Origin of the sequence: Halomonas sp. G15, assembly GCF_021282295.1 — a bacterium.
In the GTDB taxonomy this organism is placed as follows: Bacteria; Pseudomonadota; Gammaproteobacteria; order Pseudomonadales; family Halomonadaceae; genus Halomonas; species Halomonas alimentaria.
On the sequence record NZ_JAJSPA010000001.1, the window covers coordinates 180286 to 206788 of the forward strand.

Genomic DNA, 26503 nt, shown 5'->3' on the forward strand with positions numbered 1-26503 from the left:
TCATGCTGTCAGGGCACGCCGCTTTCAGCCCTGATCATCGCCCTCTTCGGCCGTCGGCTCGGCTTCGCTGTCCGCCGCCTCACCGGCCTCTGCATCACCACCGAGGTTCGTCTCGGTCTCTGCCGACTCCGAATCCCCGCTGGAATCCTGGCTGCTGCCGACCTCGAGCGACTCGAGTTCGCTGCGCCAGGTCGCCAGCTGCGACTCCAGCCCACGCAGCTGGGCCTCGCGACGCTCGACCTCACTCTCCACGGCGGCCTGCTCGTCGCGGCCGATGCCGATGGCCAGCTTGAGGTCCTCGAGCTGGCCCTGCGCCTCCTGGACTGCCTGCTGCACCTGGTCACGCTCATCGCGCAGGGATTCGAGTTCCTGAGTCAGGGCATCGCGCTCCTCGCCCAGGGCAGCGAGGCGCTCCTCGAGCTGGTCGCGTTCGGCCTGGCTGGCCTCGACCTCCTCCTGGAGTGCCGCATGGCGCTCTCCCGCCGCATCGATCTCCCCCTGCAGGCTCTCCAGGTCCGCTTCTGCCTGCTGACGCGCCTCCTCGGCGGCCTGGCGCTCCTCCAGCGCCGCCTGGCGGGCCTCTTCGGCCTCCTGACGCTGGCCCTCGGCCTCCTGACGGGCAGCCTCGGCGGATTCGCGCGCCTCCTCGGCATCGCTGAGCGCCTGCTCCACGGTGTCGCGCTCCTCCTTCAGCTCCGCCAGGGTCGCCTCGAGGCCCGACTGCTCCTCTTCGAGCGTGGCAATATTCGCCTCGAGGGCCTCCCGGGACCCCTTCAGCTCCTCGAGTCGCGTCTCGGCAGAGCCGATGTCGGCCTGGATGGCCTCCAGGCGCTCGCTGGCCTCGGCCTCACGTGCCTCGACGTCGGCCTCCAGGGTCTGTCGGCGCTGCTCGAGTTCGGCGATCTGCGCCTCGAGCGCCTCGATCTCCTGGCTGGCCTGGTCGTGCTCTTCCAGCTGGGTGGCCAGTGTCTGGTTACGCGACTCCAGCACGGCCATCTCGGCCTCCAGGGCCTCGCGCGCCTCCTTGTGGGTACCGGCACTGCTCTGGGCGATGATCGCCCAGACGACGCCAACGGCCGCGATGCCGGCGAGGCCGCGCACGCGGTTATCCTTGAACGGTGATGTCTGCGGGGTTTCCGACATGGATGCATCCTCGTTGAGTCGGCCCGGGGGCCGGTTCCGGATTCGGGACCGGTCGGCAGGGGCCGAGCAGTAGTGGGGCACTCGAGTTCAGCATACAGAGCGATACCCAGCGGGGAAAGGGACGCGGTGGACCACCCCTGCGACTCAGAAGCGCTCGTCGCCTCGCAGGTAGCGCCACTCTCCAGTCGGCACCGAACCCAGTGACACGCCCCCGACACGCAGGCGGCGCAGGCCAACCACCGTGAGCCCCACGGCACGGCACATCGGTTCGAGCTGGCCGGGCACCATGCCCTTCATGGCGAAGCGCAGGCGGGTCTCGCTCTGCCAGCTGACCTTGCCCGGGGCCAGGCGGCGCCCCGGCACCGCCGAACCATCGCGCAGTGCCGCAAGCCCCTGCTCGTCCAGGGTACCGGTCACTTCCACCAGCCACTCCTCCTCCAGCCGCGAGCGCTTCTCCTCCAGGCGTCGCACCACGCCACGATCCTGGGTGAATACCATCAGGCCCGCTTCGGCGGGGCCCAGCGGCAGCAGGGTGACCAGTCCACGAAAGTGTGCCTTGAGCGGCGGCTGTCCGGCGGGATCCTCCGTCCAGTGGTTGGCCTTGCGGATCAGGCGCCTGGCCAGGTCCTCGCCCTCGGCGACGCCGATATCGGCAGGGCAGTTGAACAGCAGTGTCGCCGGCGGAATCTCCAGCGGCCGGGCCCCAGGGATCAGCTCGATTCGCTGTTCGACGACCTTGAACTGGGGCTCCTCGACGATCCGGCCGTCTACGCTCACCCAACCCCCGGCAATAAAGAGCTCGGCCTCGCGACGAGAACAGGGCAGCTCACGGGCCAGCCGCTTGGAGAGGCGTTCGCCACTTTCGTTGTTGCTCATTACTGCTCCTCTGCCGAAGCGTTCCGATCCACCATGCTCTGGGGCCCCTGCCCCACCGCTACCGTTGCCGACATTTCAGTAAGCCAGCCAGATGCAGTGCCTGGCCCCCTTGCCGGGACGCTGGGCACGCACCGTGACCGTCTCGACCAGCAGGCCTACCCGCCGCAGGCGCTCGGTAAAGGCCGGATCCTGGCCCGCCGACCACACGGCGAGCACCCCGTCGGGACGCAGTGCCTGCTGGGCAGTGGCCAGTCCCTCGGGCGAATAGAGCCAGTCGTTCTCGCGCCGTGTCAGCCCCTCGGGGCCGTTGTCCACGTCGAGCATGATCGCATCGAAGCCGCCGGGCTCTCGGCGCAGCAGTTCACCCACGTCGCCGATGCAGACCCGCGTGCGAGGGTCGGCCAGAGGATTGCCGGCGGCGGTACCCAGCGGGCCACGATTCCACTCCACCACGCCCGGCACCAGCTCGGCGACCACCACCTCGGCATCCGCCCCCAGGGCCTTGAGCGCCGCGGCCAGGGTGAAGCCCATGCCCAGGCCACCCACCAGCACCCGGGCCTGTGGGCGGTCGGCGACTCGCCGACAGGCCAGCTCGGCAAGGGCATCCTCGGAGCCATGCAGGCGGGTATTCATCAGCTCGCCGGGGGTCCCGGCGATGCGGATGGAGAACTCATCGTTACGTTGCAACAGCCGCAGCTCGCTGCCCTTGCCGGGAATGCTTGCGGTACCGATCGTTTCGAACTTGGCCATGGAGTCTCTTATCGGAAGTAAGGTGGGGAGGCATCGGACAGACGGTTCGCCGTATTATGCGGGTCCCGGCGGGGGGTTGCCATGCAGCCATGGCGCAGCACGCGGATAGTTGCCGCCTGCGTTGACGCCCGGCGCCGGCACGGGCGTATGATGCAGGAACGCCCATGGATGGCCAGGCCGATGACATCTCCTTACCCTGCGCGCCACCTTGCCCTTACCCTGCTGCCGCGCATGGCGCGCTTTCTGTGGCGGGTGATCTGCGCGTTCCTGCGCAACCGGGGGATCCTGCTCGCCGGCGGCGTCGGCTACAACATCCTGCTCTCCATCGTGCCGCTGTTTGCGCTGCTGGTGGTCCTGCTGGCGGGTGTGGTCGATGAGACGCGCCTGCTCGAGGTGCTCTCGGTTCAGGCCCGCCATCTGGCGCCGGCCCATGCCGAGGTGCTGCTCGAGGCGGTGCGCGCCCTGCTCGAGTCGCGGGAGGTGATCGGCCTGCTGGGTTTCCCGGTTCTGCTGCTGTTCAGCTCCTTTGCCTTCCGCATGCTCGAGGATGCCCTGGCAATCATTTTCCATGCGCCGGATGCCCAGCACCAGGGACGCAGCCTGTGGGTATCGGTACTGCTGCCCTACGCCTTTATGGTGGTGCTGGGCGCGGGCCTGCTGGCGCTGACCCTGGTGGTCAGCCTGCTGAGCGGCCTCAACGCCCTCTCGATCGCCCTGGCGGGGCGCGAGCTGCCGCTGTCCGGACTCTCCGAGCCGCTGCTCAACCTGACCAGCTTCGTCGGGGTCTTCCTGCTGTTCAGCGCCATCTACAAGGTGCTGCCGGTGGTGCGCATCGCCCTGCGGCGCGCCCTGGTGGGCGGCTTCGTGGCCGCCCTGCTGTGGGAAGGCGTGCGCCTGCTGCTGGTCTACTACTTCGCCAATCTCTCCTTCGTCAACGCCGTCTACGGGTCACTCGCGACCCTGATCGTGGTGCTGCTGAGCCTGGAGGTGGGCGCCATCATCCTGCTGCTGGGTGCCCAGGTGATCGCCGAGCTGGAGCGCAATGCCCGCCTCGGCCTGCGCTGGCACATCGATCCGCGGCATCAGGCCGTCACCCACGTGGATTGATGCTCAAAGGCATAGGCCTTGCCCACTGGCTAGAACGTCGATAGCCCCGTCGCCTCCATCAGCCGATAGCGCATTCGCTGCCAGAGGGTGGTGTCGTCGAATGCCGCAAAGGGCGCACTGGTGTTTCGCTCGGGAGTGCTGTTCCAGCGCTCCTCGAAGAAGGCCGCCGCCTCCTGGAGGGCCGGGGTGTCCGCCGGGCCCACCAGGCGCACGCTGGTTTCGAGGTTGAGATCGTCGAGGTTGCGGCGAGTGAAGTTGGCCGAGCCGAGGATCATCTCGGCCTCGCCGGCACCGGCCGGGCGGCGCAGCAGCAGCTTGCTGTGGCACTGCTCGCCGCGGGTGATGCACCAGCGAACCTCGATGCCCGCCGAATGCAGCTCGTGTGCCACCGGCCGGTTGGGAATGCCGCTCTTCTCGATGCCGAAGGCATCGCGGTTGGGATCGAGCAGCACTCTCACCATAGCGCCACGTGCCCGGGCCTGCTCGAGTGCCTCGATCACGCCACGGTGGGCCAGGTAGAACACCGCCACATCGAGGCGGTCACCGGCGCCGCTGGCGGCAATTGCCGCGATCAGGGCATCGCGGACCGCCCCCTCGGTCAGCAGCTGCAGTCTGGTGCCTTCGGGCTCCGGCTCCTTTACCGGGGCAGGCTCGGGGCCGGGCAGCGCCACGCCGGACCAGGCCGCCACGGGCCGCTCGCTGGCAAGAAGGTCCAAGGCCGCCGCTCCCTGGAAACGCAGAGCCACGTTGCCATGCCGGCTGCTGGCATCGTGGGGGTTGGCGGAGGTCACCAGGCCCGCCCAGCCATCGCCCTGATCCACCACCAGGGTCTTGCGGTGATTGGCGTTGAAGTTGAGCAGCGACAGGTAGCTGCGCAGGGTGACCCGCCCCGGCCCCAGGGCGTTGGGCAGCCAGCCCCCGTCGCTGTCATTGCCGAACCAGCGCGGGCCCAGGTGCCACAAGCCCGACCAGAGGGGATTGGAGGCGCGCAGCCGGGTCAGGTCGCTCTCCACCACGGCAACGCCCGCCCCGCGTAGACGCTTGAGGTGGTCGAGTTCGAGGCCACCGTAGAGGGTGTTGAGCGGATCGGTGATCAGCACCGCCTGGAGCCCGGGATGGCGGCGCTTCTGCTCGAGCAGGGCCTCGGTCAACTGCCGGGAGAGCGGGCGGAAATCTTCGCCCTCGGCATTTCCAGCGAAGTCATTGAACAGGAACATGTCCGCCACCACCAGGCGCCTTGCCTGGGCGATCATGGCGAGCACCTCATCGAAGATCACCTGGTCGAGGTGGCGCTTTCCGGCGGCATCGTACCAGGTACGGTCGGCCACGAAGCGCACCTGCTCGGCGGGACGCTCGGGAAAGGCCACGCCAATCCCCTCGGGAAGTGGCTTGAAGCGCTGCCAGGCGCCCATGCTCCCCCACGCCAGCAACGCCATTAGCAACCATGGCCACATTCGCCGCCTCCCCCGCCCCGGTTTCTGCCCGTCGTCCATGACACCCTCTGTCGGTCATGCCACCCCAACGGGCAGCGTCAACGGCCAGCATAGCGACAGGGGGTGCAAAAAGCAGTGCACCCGACCGAGGTCGGGTTCAAGCTGACCCGGTTCAGGGCAGTTTATTGCTGGCGGCCTGCCCGGCGGCGACGCAGAATCAGGCGTGCCAGCCCCGCCAGGGAAGCCACGCCCAGGATGACGATCCCGAGCACGACCAGCATCGACGGGCTGCCGGTGTGGGCATGCACCGAGGGGGCACCATGCCCCGAGTGGGCCAGTATCGTAGTGGACGGCAGCATGGCGGCTGCCGAGAGTCCGGCACGGGTGATGGAAGAGTGTCGAGTGTCCATGGAGGGGTCTCCCGGGTGAGGTAAATGATGGTTAGAGTCAGGCGGTAGCCGCTTCGGTCCGGCGCTCCGGCGGCCGGCGATCCGGCAGCATGCCGCGGTCGAGGATGAAGCGGATGATCTCCTCCAGCCCGACGCCGTCATAGAGGTTGGTGAACACAAAGGGACGCTCGCCACGCATCTTGCGGGAATCACGCTCCATCACCTCCAGTGAGGCGTGGACCTGCTCGGCGATATCGATCTTGTTGATGATCAAGAGATCCGACTTGGTGATGCCGGGACCGCCCTTGCGGGGGATCTTGTCGCCGGCAGACACGTCGATCACGTAGAGGGTCAGATCCGACAGCTCGGGGCTGAAGGTGGCCGAGAGGTTGTCACCGCCGGACTCCACCAGTACCAGCTCCAGTCCCGGATGGCGCGCCTGCAGCTCGTCGATGGCGGCGAGATTCATGGAGGCGTCCTCGCGGATCGCCGTGTGCGGGCAGCCGCCGGTCTCCACGCCGAGGATGCGGTCGGCGGGGAGCGCCTCGTGGCGCAGCAGGAAGTCGGCGTCCTCCCGGGTGTAGATATCGTTGGTCACCACAGCGATATCGTAGTGGCCGCGCAGTACCCGGCAGAGCTGCTTGAGCAGCGCGGTCTTGCCGGAGCCCACCGGGCCGCCGACGCCAACGCGCAGGCAATGGGTCATGGTCGTGTCTCCTTGTTGTGCACCGTCAGCTTCTGAACAGGCGCGAATACTGGGTCTCGTGCAGGGCGCTGGCCAGCGCCAGGCCGGGCAGGGCCGGGCCGAGCTCGTCATCAGGCAGTGCCAGGGCCTCGTCCACCGCGACCACCAGTGCCGGGCGTAGCCGTTCGACGAGCAGCTGTGCGGCGGTGTGGCCCAGCGGCAGTGCCTTGCAGGCCACGGCCAGCTGGTTCTCCAGCCAGGCCCAAGCGAAGCCCAGCATCGCCGGACGCCGCGGCACGCCGCGCAGGCGGGCCGCCCAGGCGAACAGCGTGACGTAGCCAGCCCCAGCCGGCAGCGCCGGGCTCTCGCCGGCAAGGTCCTTCGGCAGCAGCGAAAGGCTGCCGAGCAGCCGGGCGAGCGAGGCGCCCAAACGTGAATCCTCGGCGGCGAGCTCCGCCGTCTCGCGGTTAGCGGCAAGCCAGGCGTCCCACGCGGAGATTGCCTCGTCGTCACCCTCCCCCCAGGCGCCGTGCAGGCGCGCCAGCGCCGGCAGCTCACAGCGGGTCAGGCCATCCGCCAGCACTCCTTCCAGCCAGTCGCCCAGGCTCGCCTCATCGGTCACCCAGCCCAGCTCAAAGGCGCTCTCCAGCCCCTGGGAGAAGGCGAAGGCGCCGATGGGCAGCGCAGGGCTGACCAGCTGCAGCAGCCCCAGCAGGGCCAGGTCGTCGGGCTCAGTGTTCATGGGCGTGGCCATGTGAATGGCCATGGGCATGGCCGTGCGAGTGGCCATGCCCACCCGGCTGCTGGTAGGCGCCGGGCTCCGGGTCGAAGGGGGCCTGGTGGCGCTCCAGTCGCGCGCCGAGCCGTTCGGCCAGTGCCTCCAGCACGTGGTCCGGCGGGAAGCGCACGAAGCCTCCCTTCTCGTCCTCGCCCAGCGCCAGCTGCACGTGACGGTTGCCCAGGTGGTAGGCGAGCCGCGCCAGGGGCAGCCCGGCCGCGATGCGGGCTGTGACCACCGGCTCGGCGGCGGCACGGATGCGCACCACCTCGCCGCTCTCGGCGCGCAGCCCCTCGCCGTCGCGCAGCACCGGGCCACGGTCCAGGAAGAAGCCGAGGTCGCGGCCGGCGTCGCTCTTCGCCCTGAGGCGGCCCAGCACGCGCCGCTCATAGGGCAGCGTCAGGGTGTCGGTGGCCCGGTCCGCCGCTATGGGGCCCAGGCGTTCGGTCAGTTTCAGCATCTCGGGGTCCTAGAACAGGTGGTAGCGCTGGGCCAGGGGCAGCTCGGTGGCGGGCTCGCAGGTCAAAAGCTCCCCGTCGCAGCGAACCTCGTAGGTCTGGGGGTCGACGCCGAGCTCGGGGCAGGCGTCGTTGAGCTTCATGTCACCCTTGCGCACCCCGCGCACGTTGCGGCAGGCCGAAAGCTCGCTGGCGAGTCCCAGCCGCTCCCGGATGCCGGCGTCCAGGGCCGCCTGGCTGACGAAGGTCAGGCGGGTCTGGCTGGCGGCGCGCCCGAAGGCGCCGAACATCGGCCGGTAGTGCACCGGCTGCGGCGTAGGGATTGAGGCGTTGGGATCGCCCATGGGCGCGGCAGCGATCATCCCGCCCTTGAGGATCAGCGCCGGCTTGGCGCCGAAGAAGGCCGGCTTCCAGAGCACCAGGTCGGCCAGCTTGCCCACCTCGATGGAGCCCACCTCGTGGCCGATGCCGTGGGTGATGGCCGGGTTGATGGTGTATTTGGCGATATAGCGCCGGGCCCGGAGGTTGTCGGCGCCGAGCGCCTCGTCCTCGGGCAAGAGCCCCCGTTGCACCTTCATCTTGTGGGCGGTCTGCCAGGTGCGGCAGATCACCTCGCCGACGCGGCCCATGGCCTGGGAGTCCGAGGCGATCATCGATATCACGCCGAGGTCCTGGAGGATGTCCTCGGCGGCAATGGTCTCGCGGCGAATGCGCGAGTCAGCGAAGGCTACGTCCTCGGGGATGTTGGGATCCAGGTGGTGGCACACCATCAGCATGTCCAGGTGCTCGTCGATGGTGTTGACGGTGTAGGGGCGCGTCGGGTTGGTGGAGGACGGCAGCACCCAGGGCTTCGAACAAGCGGTGAGGATATCCGGCGCATGACCGCCCCCCGCGCCCTCGGTGTGGTAGGTGTGGATGCAGCGCTCCTTGAAGGCGGCCAGGGTGTCCTCCACGAAGCCCGATTCGTTCAGGGTGTCGGTGTGGATGGCAATCTGGACGTCGTAGCGCTCGGCCACGGCGAGGCAGGTGTCGATGGCCGCAGGGGTGGTACCCCAGTCCTCGTGGAGTTTGAGGCCCATGGCGCCGGCCTCGAGCTGAGCCTCCAGGGCCTCGGGCAGGCTGGCGTTGCCCTTGCCGAGGAGGCCGATGTTCATGGGCAGGTCATCCACCGCCTGGAGCATCCTGCCCAGGTGCCAGGCCCCGGGGGTGCAGGTGGTGGCATTGGACCCTGTCGCAGGCCCGGTGCCGCCGCCCAGCATGGTGGTGATACCGCTCATCAGCGCCTCCTCCACCTGCTGGGGGCAGATGAAGTGGATATGGGCGTCAATGCCGCCGGCGGTGAGGATCCTACCCTCGCCGGCGATGATCTCGGTGCCGGGGCCGATCACGATCTCCACGTCGGGCTGGGTGTCGGGGTTGCCCGCCTTGCCGATGGCGGCGATGCGTCCGGCCTGGATGCCCACGTCCGCCTTGACGATGCCCCACCAGTCGAGGATCAGGGCGTTGGTGATCACTGTGTCCATCACGCCGTCGTCATGGCGCTGGCTCTGGCCCATGCCGTCGCGGATCACCTTGCCGCCGCCGAACTTCACCTCCTCGCCGTAGCGGGTGGCGTCCCGCTCCACCTCGATCCACAGCTCGGTATCGCCGAGGCGCACCCGGTCGCCCGTCGTGGGGCCGTACATATCGGCATAGGCCTGTCTCGAGATCTTCATCCCCCTTCTCCTTTACCATCCAGCGCACCCATTACCTCGCCGCGGAAGCCATAGATATGCCGCCGCCCGACATAGGGGATCAGTGTGACCTCGCGGGTCTGGCCAGGCTCGAAGCGGATCGCCGTGCCGGCGGCCACATCCAGGCGATGCCCCCGCGCCCGGTCGCGATCGAAGGAGAGCGCCGGGTTGGCCTCGGCGAAGTGGTAGTGGGAGCCGATCTGGATCGGCCGGTCGCCGGTGTTGGCGACTTCGAGCGTGATCCGTTGACGTCCCTCGCAGAGCGAAATCTCGCCCTCCTGCAACTGATACTCACCGGGAATCATGGGGCTCTCCTAGACGATGGGGGTGTGGACGGTGACCAACTTCGTGCCATCCGGAAAGGTGGCCTCCACCTGCACCTCCTCGACCATCTCGGCCACGCCTTCCATGACGTCGTTGCGGCACAGGATCTCACGGCCGAAGCTCATCAGCTCGGCGACACTGCGACCGTCCCGGGCGCCTTCCAGGATCTCGAAGCTGATCAGCGCCACCGCCTCGGGGTAGTTGAGCTTGAGGCCCCGGGCACGCCGGCGCTCGGCCAGCTGGGCCGCCGAGAAGAGCAGCAGCTTGTCCTTGTCTCTGGGGGTCAGTTCCATGTCGGTTCTCCGCGGGAAGTGGGGGTTCAGGTACGCCAGATGCGTGGCGGATGCGCCTCGCGGCCCAGCAGACGGGGCCGCAGCACCCGCCAGGCGGCCTCGCAGAGCGACCAGGCCTCGCGACACTCCTGGCCCAGGTAGCGCAGCAGCAGTACGCCATGGCGCACGGTGACCGCCCAGCGCGGCGAGGCACCGAGCCCCTCACGCAGGGCCTCGACGGCCCCAGCCCCGGCCTCGTCAGTCAGGCCCGCCGCCCACAGGGTGGCCTGGACGCTGGCACCGCCCTGCCCCCAGCGCCCGCGGAAACGCGGGTGAGCGGGGTCCAGCGGCTGGCGCTCAAGCCACAGCGGTCTTCCGTCCCGGGTCAGCCGGAAACGCTGCTCGATACCCCCCGTGGAGAAGGGCAGCGAGCTCGCGGGGCGGCCCAGGGCCATGACTTCCCAGCCCAGGCAGCGAGCATCGCCGTCGAGTGCGATCTCGGTGGACTGCGCGCCCCGTGAGCCATTGAAGGCGATGGTCTCCTGGGGCAGCCACTCCAGTGCCCCACCGTCGGCGACCGCCAGGCGCGTATGCTGACGCCAGGCCACCGCATGGCTGTCGGCGCGGTAGAGCTTGTTGGCGGCGGGAGTGGTGAGCAGCGCTCGGGCCCCGCCCCGGACACCGACATCTATGTTCAGGGCATCGCCGCTGACCAGGCCGCCGGGTGGATGGAGCAGGTACACATGGCAGGCCCCGGCGCGGCCTTCGGGATGGAAAGACCGCTGGACACGCAGCGGGCCACGATGACGGCAGCGGGTCATGCGGCTCACCCCCTCACGGGTCTCGAAGCCAAGCTCCAGAGACGCCGCCCAATGGCGTTCCGCATCGAAGCGGTGGCCGGAATCGTTCGGCGGCGTGGCATTCAGGGAGTTCTCGAAGGCGGTCATGGGCAACTCTTGGCCGGGTGTCTCTACCCAGCAATAAGCAAGGGCTGTACCAGAATGGGGAAAACCGACATTTATTTTCAAAATTCAATAACTTGCAGGATATTTTCGACCACCAGGGAAGTCCCTCCCCGCCCCGTTGAGGTGCAGCCGTCACACCTCGACGCCCCCTTTAGGTGCAGCTGCTCGGGCGGTCGGCCCAAAAAAGCGCAGGTGCCCTTGCTCCTTGCTCTTCGGCGCTAGACGCGTCAGAGCCTATACCGTTAGGTGCTGCTTGATCAGCGCATCGGAGAGCTGCTCGATTGCGCCGTCGGCGACCGGCCGGCCACGATCCAGGATCGCGAAGCGGTCGGCGTAGCGGCGGGCGAAGGGCAGCTTCTGCTCCACCAGCAGCACGGTCAGGCCATCCTCGGCGATCAGCCGACGGATCACATCACCGATCTGGGCCACGATATTGGGCTGGATCCCCTCTCCCGGCTCGTCGAGGATCAGCAAGCGCGGCTCCAGCACCAGGGCGCGGCCGATGGCCAGCTGTTGCTGCTGCCCTCCCGAGAGGTCACCGCCGCGACGCTGCTTCATCTCCTGCAGGATGGGAAAGAGCTCGTAGACCCGCGGAGGGATGCGCCTGAGCCCATCGGACCGCGCCGCCAGGCCGGTACGCAGGTTCTCCTCCACGCTGAGCAGCGGGAAGATCTGGCGTCCCTGGGGCACGTAGCCGATGCCCAGGCGCGCGCGATCCTCCACACGACGGCGGGTCAACTCCACCTCGTCGGCATAGCGGATGCTGCCCGAGGCCACAGCGACCTCGCCCATGATCGTCTTCATCAGCGTGGTCTTGCCCACCCCGTTGCGCCCCATCACGCAGGTGCACTGCCCCGCCGGTACCTCGAGGTCGAGATCCCACAGGGTGTGGCTCTCGGCGTAGAACTGGTTGAGCCTGTCGATAGTCAGCATCAGGCGGCCTCCTCGTCGGGGTCGGCGCCCAGGTAGACCTCGACGACCTTCGGATCACTTGAGACCTGGTCCATGCTGCCCTCGGCCAGCACGCTGCCCTGATGCAGCACCGTCACCGTGCGGGCGATGGAGCGCACGAAGCCCATGTCGTGCTCCACCACCACCACCGACTGTCTGCCCTTGCCAGCCAGGCCGGTCAGCAGCTCGGCGGTGCGCTCCATCTCCTGCTCGGTCATGCCGGCCACCGGCTCGTCCACCAGCAGCAGCCGCGGACGCTGCATCAGCAGCATGCCGATCTCCAACCACTGCTTCTGTCCGTGGGAGAGAATGCCCGCCTGACGGTGGCGCAGCTCGGTGAGGCCGATGGTCGCCAGCACCTCCTCGATGCGATCGCGGAGCTCGCCGGTCATGCGGGCGGTGAGCGTGGGCAGGATGCGCTTGTCCGCCGCCATGGCCAGCTCCAGGTTCTCGAACACCGTCAGCGCCTCGAAAACCGTGGGCTTCTGGAACTTGCGCCCGATGCCGAGGCTGGCGATCTCGGGCTCATTCATGGACAGCAGATTGTGACGGCTGCCGAACCACACCGAGCCACTGTCGGGGCGCGTCTTGCCGGTGATGATGTCCATCATGGTGGTCTTGCCCGCACCGTTGGGGCCGATGATGCACCGCAGCTCGCCGTCGTCGATGGTCAGGTTCAGGTCATCGATGGCCTTGAAACCGTCGAAGCTGACGGTGACTTCTTCCAGGTAGAGGATCGGACCATGGCGAACATCCACCGGCGAGGTGGTGGGGACCAGGAAGTCGAAGACGCGATCACGATCGGCCAGGGAATGCAGGAAGTTCATGCGGAGGCCTCCCGGGGAGTGGATGACTGGGCAGCGGGCTTGCGCTGGAGACGCCGAGGTGTCAGGCGATAGGCGAGCAGGCCAGCAATGCCCCTGGGCAGCAGCACCGTGACCAGCACGAATAGGCCACCCAGGGCGAACAGCCAGGCATCGGGCATCACGCCGGTGAAGACCGTCTTGGCATAGTTGACGAGAATGGCGCCGATGACCGCCCCGTAGAGGGTGGCACGCCCGCCTAGGGCGACCCAGAGCACGATCTCGATGGAGAAGATCGGCGAGAACTCGCCGGGATTGATGATACCCACCTGAGGCACGTAGAGGGCACCGGCCACCCCGGCCAGCATGGCCGAGACCACGAAGACGAACAGCTGGAAGCGCTCGACCTGGTAGCCGAGGAAGCGCGTGCGCGCCTCGGCGTCGCGTGTGGCCACGCTGACCCGGCCGAGCTTGCTGACGACGATGGCCCGGCACAGCACATAGCCCAGCGCCAGGGAGATCCCGGTGGCAAGGAACAGCCCGAGCCGGGTGGCGTCACTGCGCAGATCGAAGCCCAGCAGCTCCCGGAAGTCGGTGAGGCCGTTGTTGCCACCAAACCCCATCTCGTTGCGGAAGAACGCCAGCATCAGGGCGAAGGTCATGGCCTGGGTGATGATCGACAGGTAGACACCGGTCACGCGCGAGCGGAAGGCCAGGAAGCCGAACACCAACGCCAGGGCCCCCGGCACCAGCATGACCATCAGGAAGGCGAACCCGGGAATGTCGAAGCCGAGCCAGTACCAAGGCAGGCTGTCCCAGTTCAGGAAGACCATGAAATCCGGCAGGACAGGATCGCCATAGGTACCCCGGTCGCCGATCTGGCGCATCAGGTACATGCCCATGGCATAGCCGCCCAGAGCAAAGAAGGCGCCATGCCCCAGGCTAAGGATGCCGAGGTAGCCCCACACCAGGTCCACGGCCACCGCCAGTAGGGCATAGCTCAGGTACTTGCCGAGCAGCGTCACGGTATAAGTCGATACATGCAGCGGGTGTCCTGCCGGCAGCGCCAGGTTGAGGAGTGTCACCGTGGCCAGGGCGGCCAGCAGGATACCCAGGAAGAGCTGCGTTGCACGTTCATGAAATGGTCTTGTCAGCCACATGATGGTCTAGCCCTCCGCCGCCCGGCCCTTCTGCGGAAAGAGTCCGCGGGGGCGCTTCTGGATGAACAGGATGATGAAGACGAGCACCAGGATCTTGGCCAGCACGGCCCCGGCCCAGGGTTCGAGGACCTGGTTGATCACGCCCAGCGACAAGCCCGCCACCAGGGTGCCCCACAGGTTCCCCACGCCGCCGAAGACCACCACCATGAAGGAGTCGATGATGTAGTTCTGGCCGAGGTTGGGCCCCACATTGGTGAGCTGGGAGAGCGCCACGCCGGCCAGGCCGGCCACCCCGGAGCCCAGCGCGAAGGTCAGGATGTCCACTCGCGTCGCGCGGATACCCATGCAGCGCGCCATGGCCCGGTTCTGGGTCACCGCCCGCACCTCCAGGCCCAGGCGGGTACGACGCATCACCAGCATCAGGCAGGCGAAAACCACCAGGGCGAAGCCGAGCACGAAGAGGCGATTGAGAGTCAGAGAGAGCCCCTCGTTGATCATCAAGGAGCCACTCATCCACTCCGGCGAGACCACGCTGCGGTTCTGCGGGGAGATGACGGTGCGCACCAGCTGCTGCAGGATCAGGCTGACGCCGAAGGTCGCCAGCAGGGTCTCCAGGGGACGCCCCTTGAGAAACTGGATGACGCCACGCTCGATGGCGATGCCGGCCAGCGCCGCCACCAGGAAGCCCGCGGGAATCGACACCACCAGTGCCAGGCCAGGCTGACCGGGCAACAACTGCTGCATGGCCCAGGTGGTATAGGCACCGAGCATGATCAGCTCGCCATGGGCCATGTTGATCACCCCCATGACGCCGAAGGTGATGGCCAGGCCGATGGCGGCAAGCACCAGAACCGAGCCCAGCGATAGCCCGAAATAGAGGGTCTCGAGCCCCCGGTTGAGCTTCATCTTCTGCTCGATATCGGCCAGCGCCGCCATGGCGGCATCGGCGAGGTCGGGATCATCGCTGCGCGCGGCCGAGCTGAGAGCGGCACGCACATGGCCGTTGAGGCTGCCCTCCAGCTCGGTGATGGCAGCGATCTCGCCCTCGTCGAGGCGATGAATCGCCAGGGCCTGCTCGAGCAGACGGCGAACCTCGGCATCGTCTTCACCGGCGACCAGGTCGCGTAGCGACTCGACCATGGCCGCATCCACGCTTCCCAGCAGCTCGCGGGCCGCTTCGCGACGACCGCCGGCATCATCCTTGTAAAGGTCGAGCACGGCCAGGGCACTCTGCAGCTGGCCGCGCAGGGCATTGTTGATGCCTATACGGTCCAGGTCCCGGCGAGACATCTCGCCGGCCCCCTCGAGGCTCAGTGCATCGACCACCGGCCAGTTGCGACCGCGGTTCTCGAGCACGATAACGAAGCCACCGCCGTCCTTGTGGCGTTGCAGCTTGCCGTCCAGCAACGCCTCGAGCCAGCGGCGGCTGCGCTCATCGCCACTGGCGATGATGGCCTCGATGGCCTCGCCCTTTTCGGCGTAGGAATCGGCGGCAATGGATTCCAGCAGGGCCTGGCCGGGATCATCCTGCGCCTGGGCGGCCAGTGGCAGGCCAATCAACAGGCAGAGGCACAGCAGGCCCGGCAGGAGACGTGGCAGCATCCTCATGGGCATATCCTGTAGGGGATGGGGAGTTGGCGTGTCTCGGGCAACCACCGGACCAGCTCACCGGCCGGTGGAGGTTGACGAGGCTTACTCGGCTGCCGCCTGGCCGCCACCACAACGCCCCTGGACGACGTCGTAGTTGCCACACTCCATCGGCTTGCGCCAATCGCTGATCAGGTCACGGGAGCCCTCCAGGTAGTCCGACCAGGCATCACCCGCCACGGTGGAGGGAGTCTCCCAGACGATGGAGAACTGGCCATTGTCCTGGATCTCGCCGATCAGCACCGGTTTGGTGATGTGGTGGTTGGGCATCATCGCCGCATAGCCACCGGTCAGGTTCGGCACGCTGACGCCGATGATTGCCTCCTTGACCGCGTCCACCTCGGTGGTACCGGCCTTGCGCACCGCCTCGGCCCACATGTTGAAGCCGATGTAGTGGGCCTCCATGGGATCGTTGGTCACCGCCATCTCGTCGCCGGTGTACTCGATCCAGGCGTCGATGAAGTCGTAATTGGCGTCGCTGTCGACGCTCATGAAGTAGTTCCAGGCCGCCAGGTGCCCAACCAGCGGTGCGGTATCGATGCCGGTCAACTCCTGCTCGCCCACCGAGAAGGCCACGACCGGGATATCGGCGGCGCTGATGCCCTGGTTGCCCAATTCACGATAGAAAGGGACGTTGGCGTCGCCATTGATGGTCGAGACCACCGCGGTCTTCTTGCCCTGACTGCCGAAGTCCTTGATCTCGGAGACGATGTTCTGCCAGTCCGAGTGACCGAAGGGCGTGTAGTTGATCATGATGTCGTCGTCGGCCACCCCGTGTGACTTGAGGTAGGCATCGAGGATCTTATTGGTAGTGCGCGGATACACATAATCCGTGCCGGCCAGTACCCAACGCTCCACCCCGACATCGTTCATCAGGTAATTGACAGCGGGAATCGCCTGCTGGTTGGGGGCCGCGCCGGTATAGAAGACGTTCTCGGAGGACTCCTCGCCCTCGTACTGCACCGGGTAGAAGAGCAGCCCGTTGAGTTCCTCGATCACCGGCAGCACCGACTTGCGTGACACCGAGGTCCAGTTGCCGAAGATGACGTCGACTTCCTCCTGGGCCAGCAGCTCGCGAGCCTTCTCGGCGAACAGCGGCCAGTCCGATGCCGGGTCCACCACCACCGCTTCCAGCTGACGACCCAGTAGACCGCCCGCGGCGTTCTGCTGCTCGATCAGCATTTCGACGGTGTCCTTGAGGACCGTTTCGCTGATTGCCATGGTGCCGGAGAGTGAGTGCAGGACACCCACCTTGATCGGCTCTTCCTGAGCCAGGGCGGGTGTGGACAAGGCCAGGCCCAGCAGCGGGAGAGCCAGCCAGCGAGGTTTGGAATAGCGGGATGACGAGGTCATGGGAACTCCTTGCGATCGATGTTGTTGTCGATGAGTCCTCACGGGAGACCATCGCAAGATGTCTCTCGGTACTCTGCAAGGGATTTAGCAAGGGTTGTGCCAGACTGGCAATATGGAAGTTTTTTCCTTCTTATTCAGTAGATTGTAGTAACACCAACGAGACCGCGAATGCCCCACCAGGCGATGTTCTGGTGCAATAGCCGCCCTGCCCTGCCCCAGGATCGTCTGCTTGACTGGTGCAGCGCACCGATGTGACGCAGGAGGGCCAACACACAATACGGGGGCACCGGCTAGACCGGCGCCCCCGCTGGGCAGTTATGTTGAGAGAGGTTCAGTCGCCTTCGGGGCCGCCCGTGCCGGTGGTGACCTTCATGCGTCGACGCAGCAGCGGGCCGACGATGTAGGGCAGGATCAGCCCCAGGCCGGCGAACACCCACAGGCCGATGGCCAGGCCGCTGTCCCACAGGATGGTCCAGTCACCGTCGGAGATGTCCATGGCATGGCGCAGGTTCTTCTCCATCTCCGGCCCCAGCAGCAGGCCGAGGATGACCGGCACCAGCGGGATCTCCAGCTTGCGGAAGATATAGCCGGCGACGCCGAAGGCGACCATGAAATAGAGATCGAAGGTGGTATTGCTGATCGAGTAGATGCCCACGAAGGCGATCATGGTCACGATCGGCAGCAGGAACATCGGTGGCACCGACAGCAGCTTGACGAAGATCCCCACCAGCGGGATGTTCAACAGCAGCAGCAGGAAGTTGCCGATCAGCAGCGCCGCGATCACGCCCCAGACGATGTCGGCATTCTGGGTGAACATCAACGGGCCGGGGGTGATGTTGAGCGAGATCAGCAGCGCCAGCAGCACCGCCGTGGTGCCGCTGCCCGGCACACCCAGCGTCAGCATGGGCACCAGCGCGCCACTGGAGGCACCGTTGTTACCGGCTTCGGGGCCCGCCACGCCGCGCGGATCGCCCTGACCGAAATAGCCCTTCTTGCCCACCACCTTCTTCTCGAGGGTATAGCCGATGAAGCTGCCCAGGGAAGCGCCGGCACCGGGCAGCACGCCGGCGATGAAGCCAAGCACCCCGCCGCGCAGGCTGGAAGGCAGGATATTGCGGATATCGGCCCACTTCAGCGACAGCTTGTTGACGGTCATTTTCTCCTTGCCGCCACCGGCCTTCTCCTCGATGAAGAACAGCAGTTCGGAGATGGCGAACAGGCCGACGATGGCGATGATGAAGTCCACCCCCTCGTAGAGCTCCAGCACACCGAAGGTGTAACGCTGCACCCCGGTGTTGTCGATGCCCACGGTGGCGATCATCAGGCCGATGCAGGCCGCCACCACGGTCTTCATGGGATTCTTGCCGGTGATCCCGCCCAGGGTGGCGAAGGCCAGCAGGAAGAGCGCGAAATACTCGGCGGGGCCGAAGGTCAAGGCGAACTTCGCCAGCACCGGAGCGAGCAGGATCAGTCCGACGGTCGCCACCAGGCTGCCGATAAAGGACGCCACGGCGGAGATCGCCAGGGCCTCCGCCGCCTTGCCCTGCTGGGCCATGGGATAACCGTCCAGGCAGGTCATCATGGCCGGCTCATCACCAGGAATATTGAGCAGGATCGACGAGATCCGCCCGCCATACATGGCCCCGGCATAGACCGAGGTGAGCATGATCAGGGCGGTTTCCGGGGCGAGGCCCAGGGTGAAGGCCAGCGGAATGAGGATCGCCACCCCGTTGGCCGGGCCCAGGCCCGGGAGCGCGCCGATCAGGGTACCCAGGAAGGCACCCAGCAGCGCAAACATCAGGTTATGGGGCGCCAGCGCCACCCCGAAGCCGTCGATCAGGAAGCCGAGGGTCTCCATCAGCTCACCTCCAGGAAGGAAAGCACGCCCAGCGGCAAGGCCAGATCAAGGGCGAAATTGAACAGCAGGAATACCACCACCCCCGATGCCACACCGGTCAGGTAGGCCCGCACGGGCGCCGATCCCATGCGCCAGCAGAGCGTGCCGACCGCCAGGGTGGTGCTGAGGATAAAACCCAGCGGCTGCAGCAGCGCCGCGTAGAGCACCAGCACCACCACGGCGATCACCAGCTCGATGCCGGTGCGGCTCCAGGGCCAGGCGTTGTCGGGGTCGGGACGCACGATCATGTAGAGGCTGGAGAGGCCCAGCACCACCGACAGCAGCAGGGGGAAGGTCTCGGGACCCACCGCTTCGCTGCCGCCGAAGGGGGCGGGGAGCTGAGTGGCGCCCCAGCCGTACGCGACGGCCAGGACGATCAGCAGGATGCCGAAGATACGATCATTCATGGTTGTCACTGGATCAGCCCGATGTCCTTGGAAAGCTGCTCGATATCGGCGATCTGCTCCTTGACGAAGGTCTCGAACTCACCGGCAGTCATGTGGAACGGCATCAGGCCGTTGCTGACCATCAGCTCCTTCCACTCATCGCTGGCATAGACGGTATCCATGGCGTCGATCCAGTACTGCCGCGACTCGTCGGAGATATCGGTGGGCATGTAGAAGCCGCGCCAGTTGGGGCCCACGGCATCTATACCCTGCTCCATGGCGGTGGGAATGTCGTCGAACTCACCAGGCAGACGCTCCTCGGAAAGCACCGCGAGCACCCGGAGGTCCCCCGACTCCATGAAGCCCTGGGCCTCGGAGATATCGCCGGTGAAGGCATCGACGTGGCCACCGACGACCTGGGTCATGGCCTCGCCGCCATTGTTGTAGGAGAGGTAGGGGATCCGCGGTAGCTCGTCGACCCCGGCCGCATCGGCGGTGATCAGTACCTTGAGGTGGTCCCAGCCGCCCTTGGCACTGCCACCGGCGAACTTGATGCTGCGCGGGTCCTCATCGATGGCCTCCATGAGCGCCGGCAGGTCCTCGTACTCGGAGTCGGCCGACACGGCAATCACGCCATAGTCGGCACCCAGCGCCCCGATCCAGTTGACCATGTCGGCATTCATGCCGGGAAACTGGCCCTGGGCCAGACGCGTGGTGGTGGCGGTCGAGGCGGCAACCAGCAGCTGTTCATCTCCGGCCCGCTTGCTCACCACATGGGCGTAGGCCACCCCACCGCCGGCGCCGGCCATGTTGATGGTCTGGACGTTGCCGGGCACAAGATCCAGCTCCTGCAACACGTTACCCACACTGCGGCAGGTGAAGTCCCAGCCACCGCCGGGGTCCGACGGGGCAATGCATTCCACCTTGCCCTTGGGCTCGAAGGCCATGACGCTGCCGGCACTAACGGTGAGCGCGGCAACGGCAACCAGCTTGAGAGGCGTCTTGATCGACATGGTGATGTCCTCGGGTTTGTTGGATGGTGTTGAAGGACAATCCCGGCGGCCTTGCCGAGTGCTTTCAACTGGCTTACAATTCTGTAAGGCAGAACTACGTTCTTCAGGGTAGAAAGCTAGAGGGCGTCACGCAGGCCGTCAACGCTGCGCGGACAAATTACGACCAAAGTTCGAGAAGGGGGGGTTTTCCCCGAGGAGTCGTTTGAGTATGGCCCAGGATCGTGTGGAGGCCGTCGAACGCGCGTTGACGGTGCTGGAGGCGTTCGACGCCGACCGCCCCGTCATGAGTCTCGCCGAGCTGGCCAATGCCACCGGTTTCTACAAGAGCACCCTGCTGCGACTCCTGGGATCGCTTTCGCACTTCGACTATGTGCGCCGCGACGCCGATGGCCTCTGGCAGCTGGGCGAGACGCCTGGCCGCCTGGCGCGTCGCCAGGACCCCCTGCGCCTGCTCACCGCCCGTGTCCAGCCGGTGCTCGACCGGCTGGCAAGCGGACTCGGCGAAACCGCCTCACTGCTGGAGCAGGCGGGAGGACAGATCGAGTGCCGGCTGGTGGCACTGCCTGCCAGCGCGCTGCGCCATGACTTGCGACCCGGCGCCACCTGGCAGACCATCACGCGAGATTCACCCTGCCCGGCCATTGCCGGTGGCGTCATGGTCGCCCACCCGCTGCCGGGATCACCCCCACGCTGGCTGGCACTCTCCGGCCCCGAGGGGCGCCTGGTCCTCGCCGATGCGACCCGGGCCCTGGCCGACGCCAGCGCTGGCCTGGAAGCACCGTCCGCAGAGGAGCCGGTGAAATGAAACTGCTGCTGGTGGAAGACGATGCCCTGCTGGCCGAATCGCTGCTGGCACTGCTGCGCGACCACGGCCATCGGGTCGAACACCTGCCCCGCGGTGACGCGGCGCTGGCGCGGCTCGCGGATCACGAGCACGGCATCGATCTGGTATTGCTCGATCTCAACCTGCCCGGCGCCGGTGGCCTCGAGGTGCTGGAGGCGCTGCGCCGACACGACCGTGAGACCCCGGTACTGGTGCTGACTGCGCGTGGCGCCGTGGAGGATCGCGTGCGCGGCCTGGACCTGGGGGCCGACGACTATCTGGCCAAGCCCTTCGCCCTGGACGAGCTGGAGGCCCGGGTCCGCGCCCTGCTCAGGCGCCACGCGCGCGCCACCCGTCTGACCCTGGGGCCGCTCGAGTTCGACGCCACCACCCTCGGCTTCACCATCGACGGTGCGCCCTTTCCCCTCCCCCCCCGCGAACAGCGTCTGCTGGCCTGCCTGCTGCGCCACGCCGGCGAACCCGTGGAGAAGGCGCGCCTCGCCGAGGAAGCCTTCGGTGGTGAACCACTGGGCGACAACGCCATCGAGGTCTACGTACACCGGCTGCGCAAGCGCCTGCCCGCAGAGCGACTGGCACTCAGGACCGTTCGCGGCCTGGGCTACCTGCTGGAAACCGGGCCATGAACCCTGCCGGCAGCCTCTACGGTCGCCTGCTGGCCTGGCTGACCCTGCCGCTGCTGACGCTGGGTGCCCTGCTGCTGCTGCAGGCCTGGCTCGAGGCCCGCGCCACCGCCGACCGTGCCTATGATCGCCTGCTCGACGCCGCCACCCTGGCGATCGCCGAGCAGGTGCAGTGGCAGGATGAGCGTCTCTGGCTCGACCTGCCGCCAGCCGCCCTGGAGATGCTGGCGGGTGACGCCCAGGAACGGGTCTTCTACTCCCTGGTGGACCAGCAGGGCCGCCACATCACCGGCAACGCCAGGCTGCCGGAGCATTCCGGCGCCAGCGCTGCCAGCGGCGACACCCTGCTCTACCGCGATATCGAGCGGCATGGCATGGCCCTGCGCCAGGGCATCCGTCGCACGCGTCTCGAGGACTGGCGCAGCGGGGAGCCTTTCGAGGTCCGAGTTGCCCACACCCGTGAAGGGCGCGATGCGCTGCGCCTCGAGCTGTTGCGCAGCAACCTGGCCGGCATCCTGGCCATGGGAGCGCTGGCGGTCGCTACCCTGCTGCTGGCGGTGCGAGCAGCGCTGCAACCGCTGACCCGACTGCGCCACGCGATCCGCGCCCGGGACCCGCGCACCCTGAAGTCGCTTGACCTGGAGCTGCCCCGGGAACTCGCCGAGCTGCGCGAGGCACTCAACGAACTGCTCGCGCGCATGCGCCGGGTGCGAGCCAACCAGGAGCGCTTCATCGGCGACGCCTCGCATCAGCTGCGCACGCCCCTGGCGGGCATCACCGCGCGTGCCGAGCTGGCCCTGCGTCGCCAGGAACCCGAGGAGTGGCGTACCGCCCTGGAAACGGTTCACTCCACCAGCGAGAGGACCGCCCGCCTGGCCATGCAGCTGCTCTCGCTGACTCGACTCGACAACCCCGAATACCGACCGGAGTTGCATCCCGTCGATCTCAATGACTGCGTACGCCAGGCAGTACGCGACCACTGGGTGGCCTGTCATCAGGCGGGTATCGACCTGGGCGCCGACTGCCTGCCATCGCCGCTGCCCGTAGCGGCGAGCGAGTGGCAGCTCCAGGAGGCGCTAGCCAACCTTATCGACAATTCACGCCGCTATGGCGCTCACCGCATCACCCTGGGCGTCCTCAGCGACCCTCCGCGTCTCTTCGTCGAGGACGATGGGCCAGGCATCCCGGCCGAGCGACGCCTGCTGGTCCTGCGCCCCTTTCATCGCGGACGCGACGACGGCGAAGGCTCGGGGCTAGGGCTCGCCATCGTCGACGGTATCGCCCGCAACCACGGCGCTCGACTGGATCTCGCCGAGAGCGACTCAGGGCGCGGGTTGCGGGTGGAGATGCGTTTCCCGGAGGCCCCGACATGAAGTGCTCCGCCCTCGCCCGCGTGGCGCTTCTCGGCGCCCTCTGCCTGCTGCCGGTGGTCGCCTGCGCTGAGCAGCTGCTGCGGCTGCCCGCCGCCACGGATACAGGGCCCGCCCGCCCGCTGGTGATTCATGCCGCCCTCGACCTGCCCCAGGCGCGCCCGCTGCTGGAAGACTTCCATCGCCGTCACCCCGGCATCGACCTGATCTATCGCAACCTCCCCACCCTCGAGCTTCACGAGCGTTTCCTCGACCATCCCGACGAGGTCGACGTGCTGATCTCCTCAGCCATGCCCTGGCAGTTCGCGCTGGCCAACGATGGTCATGCCCGACCGCTCGACAGCCCCCACCTCGAGGCCTGGCCGGCCTGGGCACGCTGGCGCGATGAACTGATCGCCTTCACCTTCGAGCCCATCGTCATGGTGATTCACCGCGAACTGGCAGACATTGCCGAGCCACCACGCAACCATGCCGAACTGCTGGCGCTGCTGAATACCCATCGCCAGGCACTCGCGGGACGGGTGGCCAGCTATGACCCGGTACGCAGCGGGGCAGGCTATGCCTATGCCATGGAGGAGTCGCAACTCTCGCCGCGCTACTGGGACCTGGTGGCCGCGCTGGGCGGCGTCGAGGCCGAGCTGGTGGAGACCACCGGGGCGATGCTCGACGGCCTGAAGGAGGGACGCTTCCTGATCGGTTACAACCTGCTGGGCAGCTACGCTGCCCCCGGGGTAGCGGCGGCTCCGGACCTCGAGATGATCATCCCCGATGACTACGCCCTGGTCAGCCAGCGCCTGGCTTTGGTGCCCCGCCAGGCGCCCAACCCGCAAAGTGCGGAGCTGTTCATGGACTACCTGCTGAGCCTGGAGGGGCAACGCACCCTGGCCGAGGAGACCTCGCTGGGCGCCATCCACCCCGCCTTGACGGGCCCGGGCACCGCCACCCAACTGCGCGAGCGACTCGGCGATGCCCTGCGTCCGCCGGGCCTGGGGCCAGGGCTGCTTGCCGGTCTCGACCGACTCAAGCGCCAGGCGTTACTGGCTCGCTGGCAGCGCGAATTTCGCCGCGAGGTCGCCACTGACGACAGCGTCGCGGCGGACTAGCCGCGGCGCTCGGCAGTCTCCCAGCCGGCGCTGCCGGCCCGGGTCGCCTCGAACCAGGCCAGGCGGTCATGCAGCGTCACTACCCCACCGACGATGATCAGGGTGGGCGGCTTGACGCTGACCCCGGCGAGCTCTCCCGGCAGGCTCGCAAGGCTCGCCCGGTGCACTCGCTGGCGGGCCGTGGAGCCCTGTTCGATAAGCGCTACCGGGGTCTCGCCCGGCAGACCGTGGGCGACCAGCTGGCGACAGATCTCGGGCAGGCCGTGCAGCCCCATGTAGAACACCAGGGTCTGTCCTCGGCTCGCCAGCGCGGGCCAGTCGAGGTCGGCACTCCCGTTGCGCAGATGACCGGTGATGAAACGCACCGACTGGGCGTGGTCACGGTGGGTAAGCGGGATGCCGGCGTAGGCGGCACAGCCCGAGGCGGCGGTGATGCCGGGGATCACCTCGAAGTCGACACCGGCCTCGGCCAGGGTCTCGAGCTCCTCGCCGCCGCGCCCGAAGATGAAGGGATCGCCCCCCTTGAGGCGCACCACCCGCTTGCCCTGGCGCGCCCAGTCGACCAGTGCCTGGTTGATCTCGGCCTGGGGCAGGCTGTGGTCGGAGCGTGCCTTGCCGACATACAGCCGCCGAGCAGCGGGATTGGCCATGGCCAGCACCTCGGGGCTCACCAGGCGATCGTGGAGGATGACCTCGGCCGCCTCGAGGCGCCGCAGCGCCTTGAGGGTCAACAGCTCAGGGTCGCCGGGGCCCGCACCCACCAGGCTGACCATGCCCCGCGGCTGGGCTTGCCGCGTGACGCCACTTTCCGAGGCTTCGTCGACACTCATTCAACGCCCTCCCGTGTTGGGGTGCTGGCAAACAGGGTACGCCGTAGCCGCGGGCTTGCCAGCTCTCCCGCCAGGCTAATGACCAGCAGCAACCCCAGCAGGAAGGGCCAGTGCGTGGCGAACTCCACGGATACGATGCCCAGGGCATCGACGAAGATCACCAGGATCCCCAGTGGACTGACATAGCGCACCATGTAAAGCCACAGGGCATGCCAGGCCGAGGACAGCCCCAGCTCCTCGCGCATTGGCGCCGCACGCAGCACGAAACCGACGAGCAGCGCCGTGCCCAGGCCGCCCAACGGCATCATCCAGCGCGAGGTGAGGTAGTCGAGCCAGTCGAACAGGTGGCGACCGGCCAGGGTCCAGTCGGCACCGACGTTGAAGGAGAGCATGGCCAGGGTGCTGATCACCCACAGCACACCGCCCGCTGCCCAGGCTGCGGCACGGCGCGAGAGCCCCTGGCGGTCGCACAGCCAGGAGACGGTGGCCTCGACCATGGAGATCGACGAGGTCAGCGCCGCCATGGAGAGCATGGCGAAGAACAATACGCCGAACAGGGTACCCAGAGGCATGGCCTGGAAGGCCAGCGGCAGGCTCATGAAGATCAGCCCCGGCCCCTCACCGGGGTCCATGCCATTGGCGAAGATGGCAGGAAAGATCGCCAGACCCGCCATCAGCGCCACCAGGGTATCGGCTACCGCCACCGTCAGGGTGGTGCGGGCGATGGAGGCCCCTGCCGGCAGGTAGCTGCCATAGGTGAGGATGGCGCCGGAGGCCAGCGACAGGGTGAAGAAGGCGTGCCCCAGGGCCGCCAGCAGGCCTTCGCTGGAGAGTGAGCCGGCATCGAAGACGAACAGGAAGCGCAGGGCGTCGGAGAAGCCGCCGGAGAACACGCCATACAGGATCAGCACCAGCAGCATCACCACCATGCCGGGCATCATCCAGCCGACGCTCTTCTCGATGCCGCCCTGCACACCCTTGCCGACGATGAGCATGGTGACCACCGTCACCAGGGTGCTCCACAGGCCGAGGTTCAACGGACTGGCGTTGTTGGCCGCGAAGATCGCCACCATGTCGTCGACACTGCCGCCGGCCAGGCCACCGCTGAGCATCTTCCACAGGTAGGAGAAGGACCAGCCGGCCACCACCACATAGAAGCACAGGATCAGGAAGCCACAGAGCATCGCCATCCAGCCCAGCAGCGACCAGGCAGCAGAGCGCCCCGACTCGGCGGCCACTCGGCGGACCGCATCGATGGGGCTGCCCCGGCCGCGCCGTCCCAGGGCGATCTCGGCCATCATCACCGGCACCCCCAGCGCCAGGATGCAGACGAGATAGACCAGCACGAAGGCGCCGCCGCCATACTCGCCGGTCATGTAGGGAAACTTCCAGATATTGCCCAGGCCCACCGCCGAGCCGGTAGCCGCCAGCACGAAGCCCCAGCGGCCCAGCCACTGGATACGGGGTTGCGTCGTCGTCATCTTGTGCCCGTCGGTTGAGGAGTCGCTGCCACGCCGCGTGGCAATACTAAAGCCGCATATTGTGCCGGATTTTTCCCTCGCTGACAGGCTCGACTATGCTCAATGAACGAGACTTCTGGACTCGGAGCCTGT

Annotated in this window: 27 protein-coding genes; 5 read left to right on the forward strand and 22 right to left on the reverse strand. The window is 67.3% G+C overall.

Annotation, left to right across the window (positions count from 1 at the left end):
* Positions 1–24: 24 nt before the first annotated feature.
* The 3 genes from LWH48_RS00880 to LWH48_RS00890 form a co-directional block, all read right to left on the reverse strand.
* Positions 25–1143 (reverse strand): hypothetical protein, encoded by a 1119-nt coding sequence (locus LWH48_RS00880; RefSeq protein WP_232910915.1) that lies wholly within the window; start codon positions 1141–1143, stop codon positions 25–27.
* A 144-nt stretch (positions 1144–1287) separates the two neighbouring features.
* Positions 1288–2019 carry an RNA pseudouridine synthase gene (locus tag LWH48_RS00885; RefSeq protein ID WP_232910916.1) on the reverse strand — a complete coding sequence of 244 codons (732 nt, stop codon included), beginning with the start codon at positions 2017–2019 and terminating at the stop codon, positions 1288–1290.
* Positions 2020–2094: 75 nt separating this feature from the next.
* Entirely contained in the window at positions 2095–2769 is a 675-nt protein-coding gene (locus LWH48_RS00890) for a hypothetical protein (protein ID WP_232910917.1), read from the reverse strand.
* A 180-nt stretch (positions 2770–2949) separates the two neighbouring features.
* Between LWH48_RS00890 and LWH48_RS00895 the strand changes: the two genes are divergently transcribed.
* On the forward strand, positions 2950–3876 hold the full coding sequence (locus tag LWH48_RS00895) for a YihY/virulence factor BrkB family protein (RefSeq protein WP_232910918.1): 927 nt from the start codon (positions 2950–2952) through the stop codon (positions 3874–3876).
* A 29-nt stretch (positions 3877–3905) separates the two neighbouring features.
* Here LWH48_RS00895 and LWH48_RS00900 read toward each other — a convergent pair whose 3' ends face one another.
* From LWH48_RS00900 to LWH48_RS00980, 17 genes are all read right to left on the reverse strand, one after another.
* Complete coding sequence (locus tag LWH48_RS00900) at positions 3906–5330, reverse strand: phospholipase D-like domain-containing protein (protein ID WP_232910919.1); 1425 nt, start codon at positions 5328–5330, stop codon at positions 3906–3908.
* Positions 5331–5491: 161 nt separating this feature from the next.
* On the reverse strand, positions 5492–5719 hold the full coding sequence (locus LWH48_RS00905) for a hypothetical protein (protein WP_232910920.1): 228 nt from the start codon (positions 5717–5719) through the stop codon (positions 5492–5494).
* 37 nt (positions 5720–5756) lie between these two features.
* Positions 5757–6404, reverse strand: a complete 648-nt coding sequence (gene ureG / locus LWH48_RS00910; RefSeq protein WP_232910921.1) for an urease accessory protein UreG — start codon at positions 6402–6404, stop codon at positions 5757–5759.
* Between the two features lie 25 nt (positions 6405–6429).
* Positions 6430–7125, reverse strand: a complete 696-nt coding sequence (locus tag LWH48_RS00915) for an urease accessory protein UreF (protein WP_232910922.1) — start codon at positions 7123–7125, stop codon at positions 6430–6432.
* Positions 7115–7621 carry an urease accessory protein UreE gene (ureE, locus tag LWH48_RS00920; protein WP_232910923.1) on the reverse strand — a complete coding sequence of 169 codons (507 nt, stop codon included), beginning with the start codon at positions 7619–7621 and terminating at the stop codon, positions 7115–7117. The genes LWH48_RS00915 and ureE overlap by 11 nt, the downstream gene beginning before the upstream one ends.
* Before the next feature lie 9 nt (positions 7622–7630).
* Positions 7631–9334 carry an urease subunit alpha gene (gene ureC, locus LWH48_RS00925; RefSeq protein ID WP_232910924.1) on the reverse strand — a complete coding sequence of 568 codons (1704 nt, stop codon included), beginning with the start codon at positions 9332–9334 and terminating at the stop codon, positions 7631–7633.
* Positions 9331–9657, reverse strand: coding sequence for an urease subunit beta (locus tag LWH48_RS00930; RefSeq protein WP_232910925.1), 327 nt, complete (start codon positions 9655–9657; stop codon positions 9331–9333). The genes ureC and LWH48_RS00930 overlap by 4 nt, the downstream gene beginning before the upstream one ends.
* Positions 9658–9666: 9 nt before the next feature.
* The gene (locus tag LWH48_RS00935; protein WP_232910926.1) at positions 9667–9969 is read right to left on the reverse strand and encodes an urease subunit gamma; all 303 of its coding nucleotides are present in this window, start codon (positions 9967–9969) and stop codon (positions 9667–9669) included.
* Between the two features lie 26 nt (positions 9970–9995).
* On the reverse strand, positions 9996–10895 hold the full coding sequence (locus LWH48_RS00940) for an urease accessory protein UreD (RefSeq protein ID WP_232910927.1): 900 nt from the start codon (positions 10893–10895) through the stop codon (positions 9996–9998).
* A 252-nt stretch (positions 10896–11147) separates the two neighbouring features.
* Positions 11148–11846 carry an urea ABC transporter ATP-binding subunit UrtE gene (gene urtE / locus LWH48_RS00945; RefSeq protein WP_232910928.1) on the reverse strand — a complete coding sequence of 233 codons (699 nt, stop codon included), beginning with the start codon at positions 11844–11846 and terminating at the stop codon, positions 11148–11150.
* On the reverse strand, positions 11846–12691 hold the full coding sequence (gene urtD, locus LWH48_RS00950; RefSeq protein WP_232910929.1) for an urea ABC transporter ATP-binding protein UrtD: 846 nt from the start codon (positions 12689–12691) through the stop codon (positions 11846–11848). Before urtD ends, urtE begins: the two co-directional genes overlap by 1 nt.
* Positions 12688–13827, reverse strand: coding sequence for an urea ABC transporter permease subunit UrtC (gene urtC, locus LWH48_RS00955; protein ID WP_232910930.1), 1140 nt, complete (start codon positions 13825–13827; stop codon positions 12688–12690). Before urtC ends, urtD begins: the two co-directional genes overlap by 4 nt.
* Before the next feature lie 6 nt (positions 13828–13833).
* Entirely contained in the window at positions 13834–15429 is a 1596-nt protein-coding gene (gene urtB, locus LWH48_RS00960) for an urea ABC transporter permease subunit UrtB (protein ID WP_442908282.1), read from the reverse strand.
* Positions 15430–15519: 90 nt separating this feature from the next.
* Positions 15520–16827 (reverse strand): urea ABC transporter substrate-binding protein, encoded by a 1308-nt coding sequence (gene urtA, locus LWH48_RS00965; protein ID WP_232910932.1) that lies wholly within the window; start codon positions 16825–16827, stop codon positions 15520–15522.
* A gap of 331 nt (positions 16828–17158) precedes the next feature.
* Positions 17159–18685, reverse strand: a complete 1527-nt coding sequence (locus LWH48_RS00970; protein WP_232910933.1) for a tripartite tricarboxylate transporter permease — start codon at positions 18683–18685, stop codon at positions 17159–17161.
* Complete coding sequence (locus LWH48_RS00975) at positions 18685–19131, reverse strand: tripartite tricarboxylate transporter TctB family protein (RefSeq protein ID WP_232910934.1); 447 nt, start codon at positions 19129–19131, stop codon at positions 18685–18687. Before LWH48_RS00975 ends, LWH48_RS00970 begins: the two co-directional genes overlap by 1 nt.
* Positions 19132–19136: 5 nt before the next feature.
* A complete protein-coding gene (locus LWH48_RS00980; protein ID WP_232910935.1) occupies positions 19137–20123 on the reverse strand; it encodes a Bug family tripartite tricarboxylate transporter substrate binding protein in 987 nt (328 codons plus the stop codon).
* A gap of 208 nt (positions 20124–20331) precedes the next feature.
* Here LWH48_RS00980 and LWH48_RS00985 point away from each other — a divergent pair, with 208 nt between their 5' ends.
* Genes LWH48_RS00985 through LWH48_RS01000 form a run of 4 tightly spaced genes read left to right on the forward strand, consistent with a single transcriptional unit; the run spans position 20332 to position 24060 of the window.
* The gene (locus tag LWH48_RS00985; protein WP_232910936.1) at positions 20332–20928 is read left to right on the forward strand and encodes a helix-turn-helix domain-containing protein; all 597 of its coding nucleotides are present in this window, start codon (positions 20332–20334) and stop codon (positions 20926–20928) included.
* Positions 20925–21590, forward strand: coding sequence for a response regulator transcription factor (locus LWH48_RS00990; RefSeq protein WP_232910937.1), 666 nt, complete (start codon positions 20925–20927; stop codon positions 21588–21590). The genes LWH48_RS00985 and LWH48_RS00990 overlap by 4 nt, the downstream gene beginning before the upstream one ends.
* Positions 21587–22960, forward strand: coding sequence for a sensor histidine kinase (locus tag LWH48_RS00995; protein WP_232910938.1), 1374 nt, complete (start codon positions 21587–21589; stop codon positions 22958–22960). Before LWH48_RS00990 ends, LWH48_RS00995 begins: the two co-directional genes overlap by 4 nt.
* Positions 22957–24060, forward strand: a complete 1104-nt coding sequence (locus tag LWH48_RS01000) for an ABC transporter substrate-binding protein (RefSeq protein WP_232910939.1) — start codon at positions 22957–22959, stop codon at positions 24058–24060. The genes LWH48_RS00995 and LWH48_RS01000 overlap by 4 nt, the downstream gene beginning before the upstream one ends.
* On the opposite strand, the gene cobA is transcribed toward LWH48_RS01000, so the two are convergent.
* Together cobA and LWH48_RS01010 are read right to left on the reverse strand one after the other, a co-directional pair.
* On the reverse strand, positions 24057–24890 hold the full coding sequence (cobA, locus tag LWH48_RS01005) for a uroporphyrinogen-III C-methyltransferase (protein ID WP_232910940.1): 834 nt from the start codon (positions 24888–24890) through the stop codon (positions 24057–24059). The two genes, LWH48_RS01000 and cobA, sit on opposite strands and share 4 nt — an antisense overlap.
* Positions 24887–26371 carry a sodium-dependent transporter gene (locus LWH48_RS01010; RefSeq protein ID WP_232910941.1) on the reverse strand — a complete coding sequence of 495 codons (1485 nt, stop codon included), beginning with the start codon at positions 26369–26371 and terminating at the stop codon, positions 24887–24889. Before LWH48_RS01010 ends, cobA begins: the two co-directional genes overlap by 4 nt.
* Between the last annotated feature and the right edge of the window lie 132 nt (positions 26372–26503).

Coding starts and splice junctions, on each gene's coding strand:
- LWH48_RS00900 (WP_232910919.1), bottom strand. CDS start 5,330: ATGTGGCCATGGTTGCTAATGGCGTTGCTGGCGTGGGGGAGCATGGGC.
- LWH48_RS01000 (WP_232910939.1), top strand. CDS start 22,957: ATGAAGTGCTCCGCCCTCGCCCGCGTGGCGCTTCTCGGCGCCCTCTGC.
- LWH48_RS00905 (WP_232910920.1), bottom strand. CDS start 5,719: ATGGACACTCGACACTCTTCCATCACCCGTGCCGGACTCTCGGCAGCC.
- LWH48_RS00995 (WP_232910938.1), top strand. CDS start 21,587: ATGAACCCTGCCGGCAGCCTCTACGGTCGCCTGCTGGCCTGGCTGACC.
- LWH48_RS00935 (WP_232910926.1), bottom strand. CDS start 9,969: ATGGAACTGACCCCCAGAGACAAGGACAAGCTGCTGCTCTTCTCGGCG.
- LWH48_RS00890 (WP_232910917.1), bottom strand. CDS start 2,769: ATGGCCAAGTTCGAAACGATCGGTACCGCAAGCATTCCCGGCAAGGGC.
- LWH48_RS00885 (WP_232910916.1), bottom strand. CDS start 2,019: ATGAGCAACAACGAAAGTGGCGAACGCCTCTCCAAGCGGCTGGCCCGT.
- ureC (WP_232910924.1), bottom strand. CDS start 9,334: ATGAAGATCTCGAGACAGGCCTATGCCGATATGTACGGCCCCACGACG.
- LWH48_RS00880 (WP_232910915.1), bottom strand. CDS start 1,143: ATGTCGGAAACCCCGCAGACATCACCGTTCAAGGATAACCGCGTGCGC.
- urtC (WP_232910930.1), bottom strand. CDS start 13,827: ATGTGGCTGACAAGACCATTTCATGAACGTGCAACGCAGCTCTTCCTG.
- urtD (WP_232910929.1), bottom strand. CDS start 12,691: ATGAACTTCCTGCATTCCCTGGCCGATCGTGATCGCGTCTTCGACTTC.
- LWH48_RS00985 (WP_232910936.1), top strand. CDS start 20,332: ATGGCCCAGGATCGTGTGGAGGCCGTCGAACGCGCGTTGACGGTGCTG.
- urtE (WP_232910928.1), bottom strand. CDS start 11,846: ATGCTGACTATCGACAGGCTCAACCAGTTCTACGCCGAGAGCCACACC.
- LWH48_RS00940 (WP_232910927.1), bottom strand. CDS start 10,895: ATGACCGCCTTCGAGAACTCCCTGAATGCCACGCCGCCGAACGATTCC.
- LWH48_RS00930 (WP_232910925.1), bottom strand. CDS start 9,657: ATGATTCCCGGTGAGTATCAGTTGCAGGAGGGCGAGATTTCGCTCTGC.
- cobA (WP_232910940.1), bottom strand. CDS start 24,890: ATGAGTGTCGACGAAGCCTCGGAAAGTGGCGTCACGCGGCAAGCCCAG.
- LWH48_RS00975 (WP_232910934.1), bottom strand. CDS start 19,131: ATGAATGATCGTATCTTCGGCATCCTGCTGATCGTCCTGGCCGTCGCG.
- LWH48_RS01010 (WP_232910941.1), bottom strand. CDS start 26,371: ATGACGACGACGCAACCCCGTATCCAGTGGCTGGGCCGCTGGGGCTTC.
- LWH48_RS00970 (WP_232910933.1), bottom strand. CDS start 18,685: ATGGAGACCCTCGGCTTCCTGATCGACGGCTTCGGGGTGGCGCTGGCG.
- LWH48_RS00990 (WP_232910937.1), top strand. CDS start 20,925: ATGAAACTGCTGCTGGTGGAAGACGATGCCCTGCTGGCCGAATCGCTG.
- ureE (WP_232910923.1), bottom strand. CDS start 7,621: ATGCTGAAACTGACCGAACGCCTGGGCCCCATAGCGGCGGACCGGGCC.
- urtB (WP_442908282.1), bottom strand. CDS start 15,429: ATGCTGCCACGTCTCCTGCCGGGCCTGCTGTGCCTCTGCCTGTTGATT.
- urtA (WP_232910932.1), bottom strand. CDS start 16,827: ATGACCTCGTCATCCCGCTATTCCAAACCTCGCTGGCTGGCTCTCCCG.
- ureG (WP_232910921.1), bottom strand. CDS start 6,404: ATGACCCATTGCCTGCGCGTTGGCGTCGGCGGCCCGGTGGGCTCCGGC.
- LWH48_RS00895 (WP_232910918.1), top strand. CDS start 2,950: ATGACATCTCCTTACCCTGCGCGCCACCTTGCCCTTACCCTGCTGCCG.
- LWH48_RS00915 (WP_232910922.1), bottom strand. CDS start 7,125: ATGAACACTGAGCCCGACGACCTGGCCCTGCTGGGGCTGCTGCAGCTG.
- LWH48_RS00980 (WP_232910935.1), bottom strand. CDS start 20,123: ATGTCGATCAAGACGCCTCTCAAGCTGGTTGCCGTTGCCGCGCTCACC.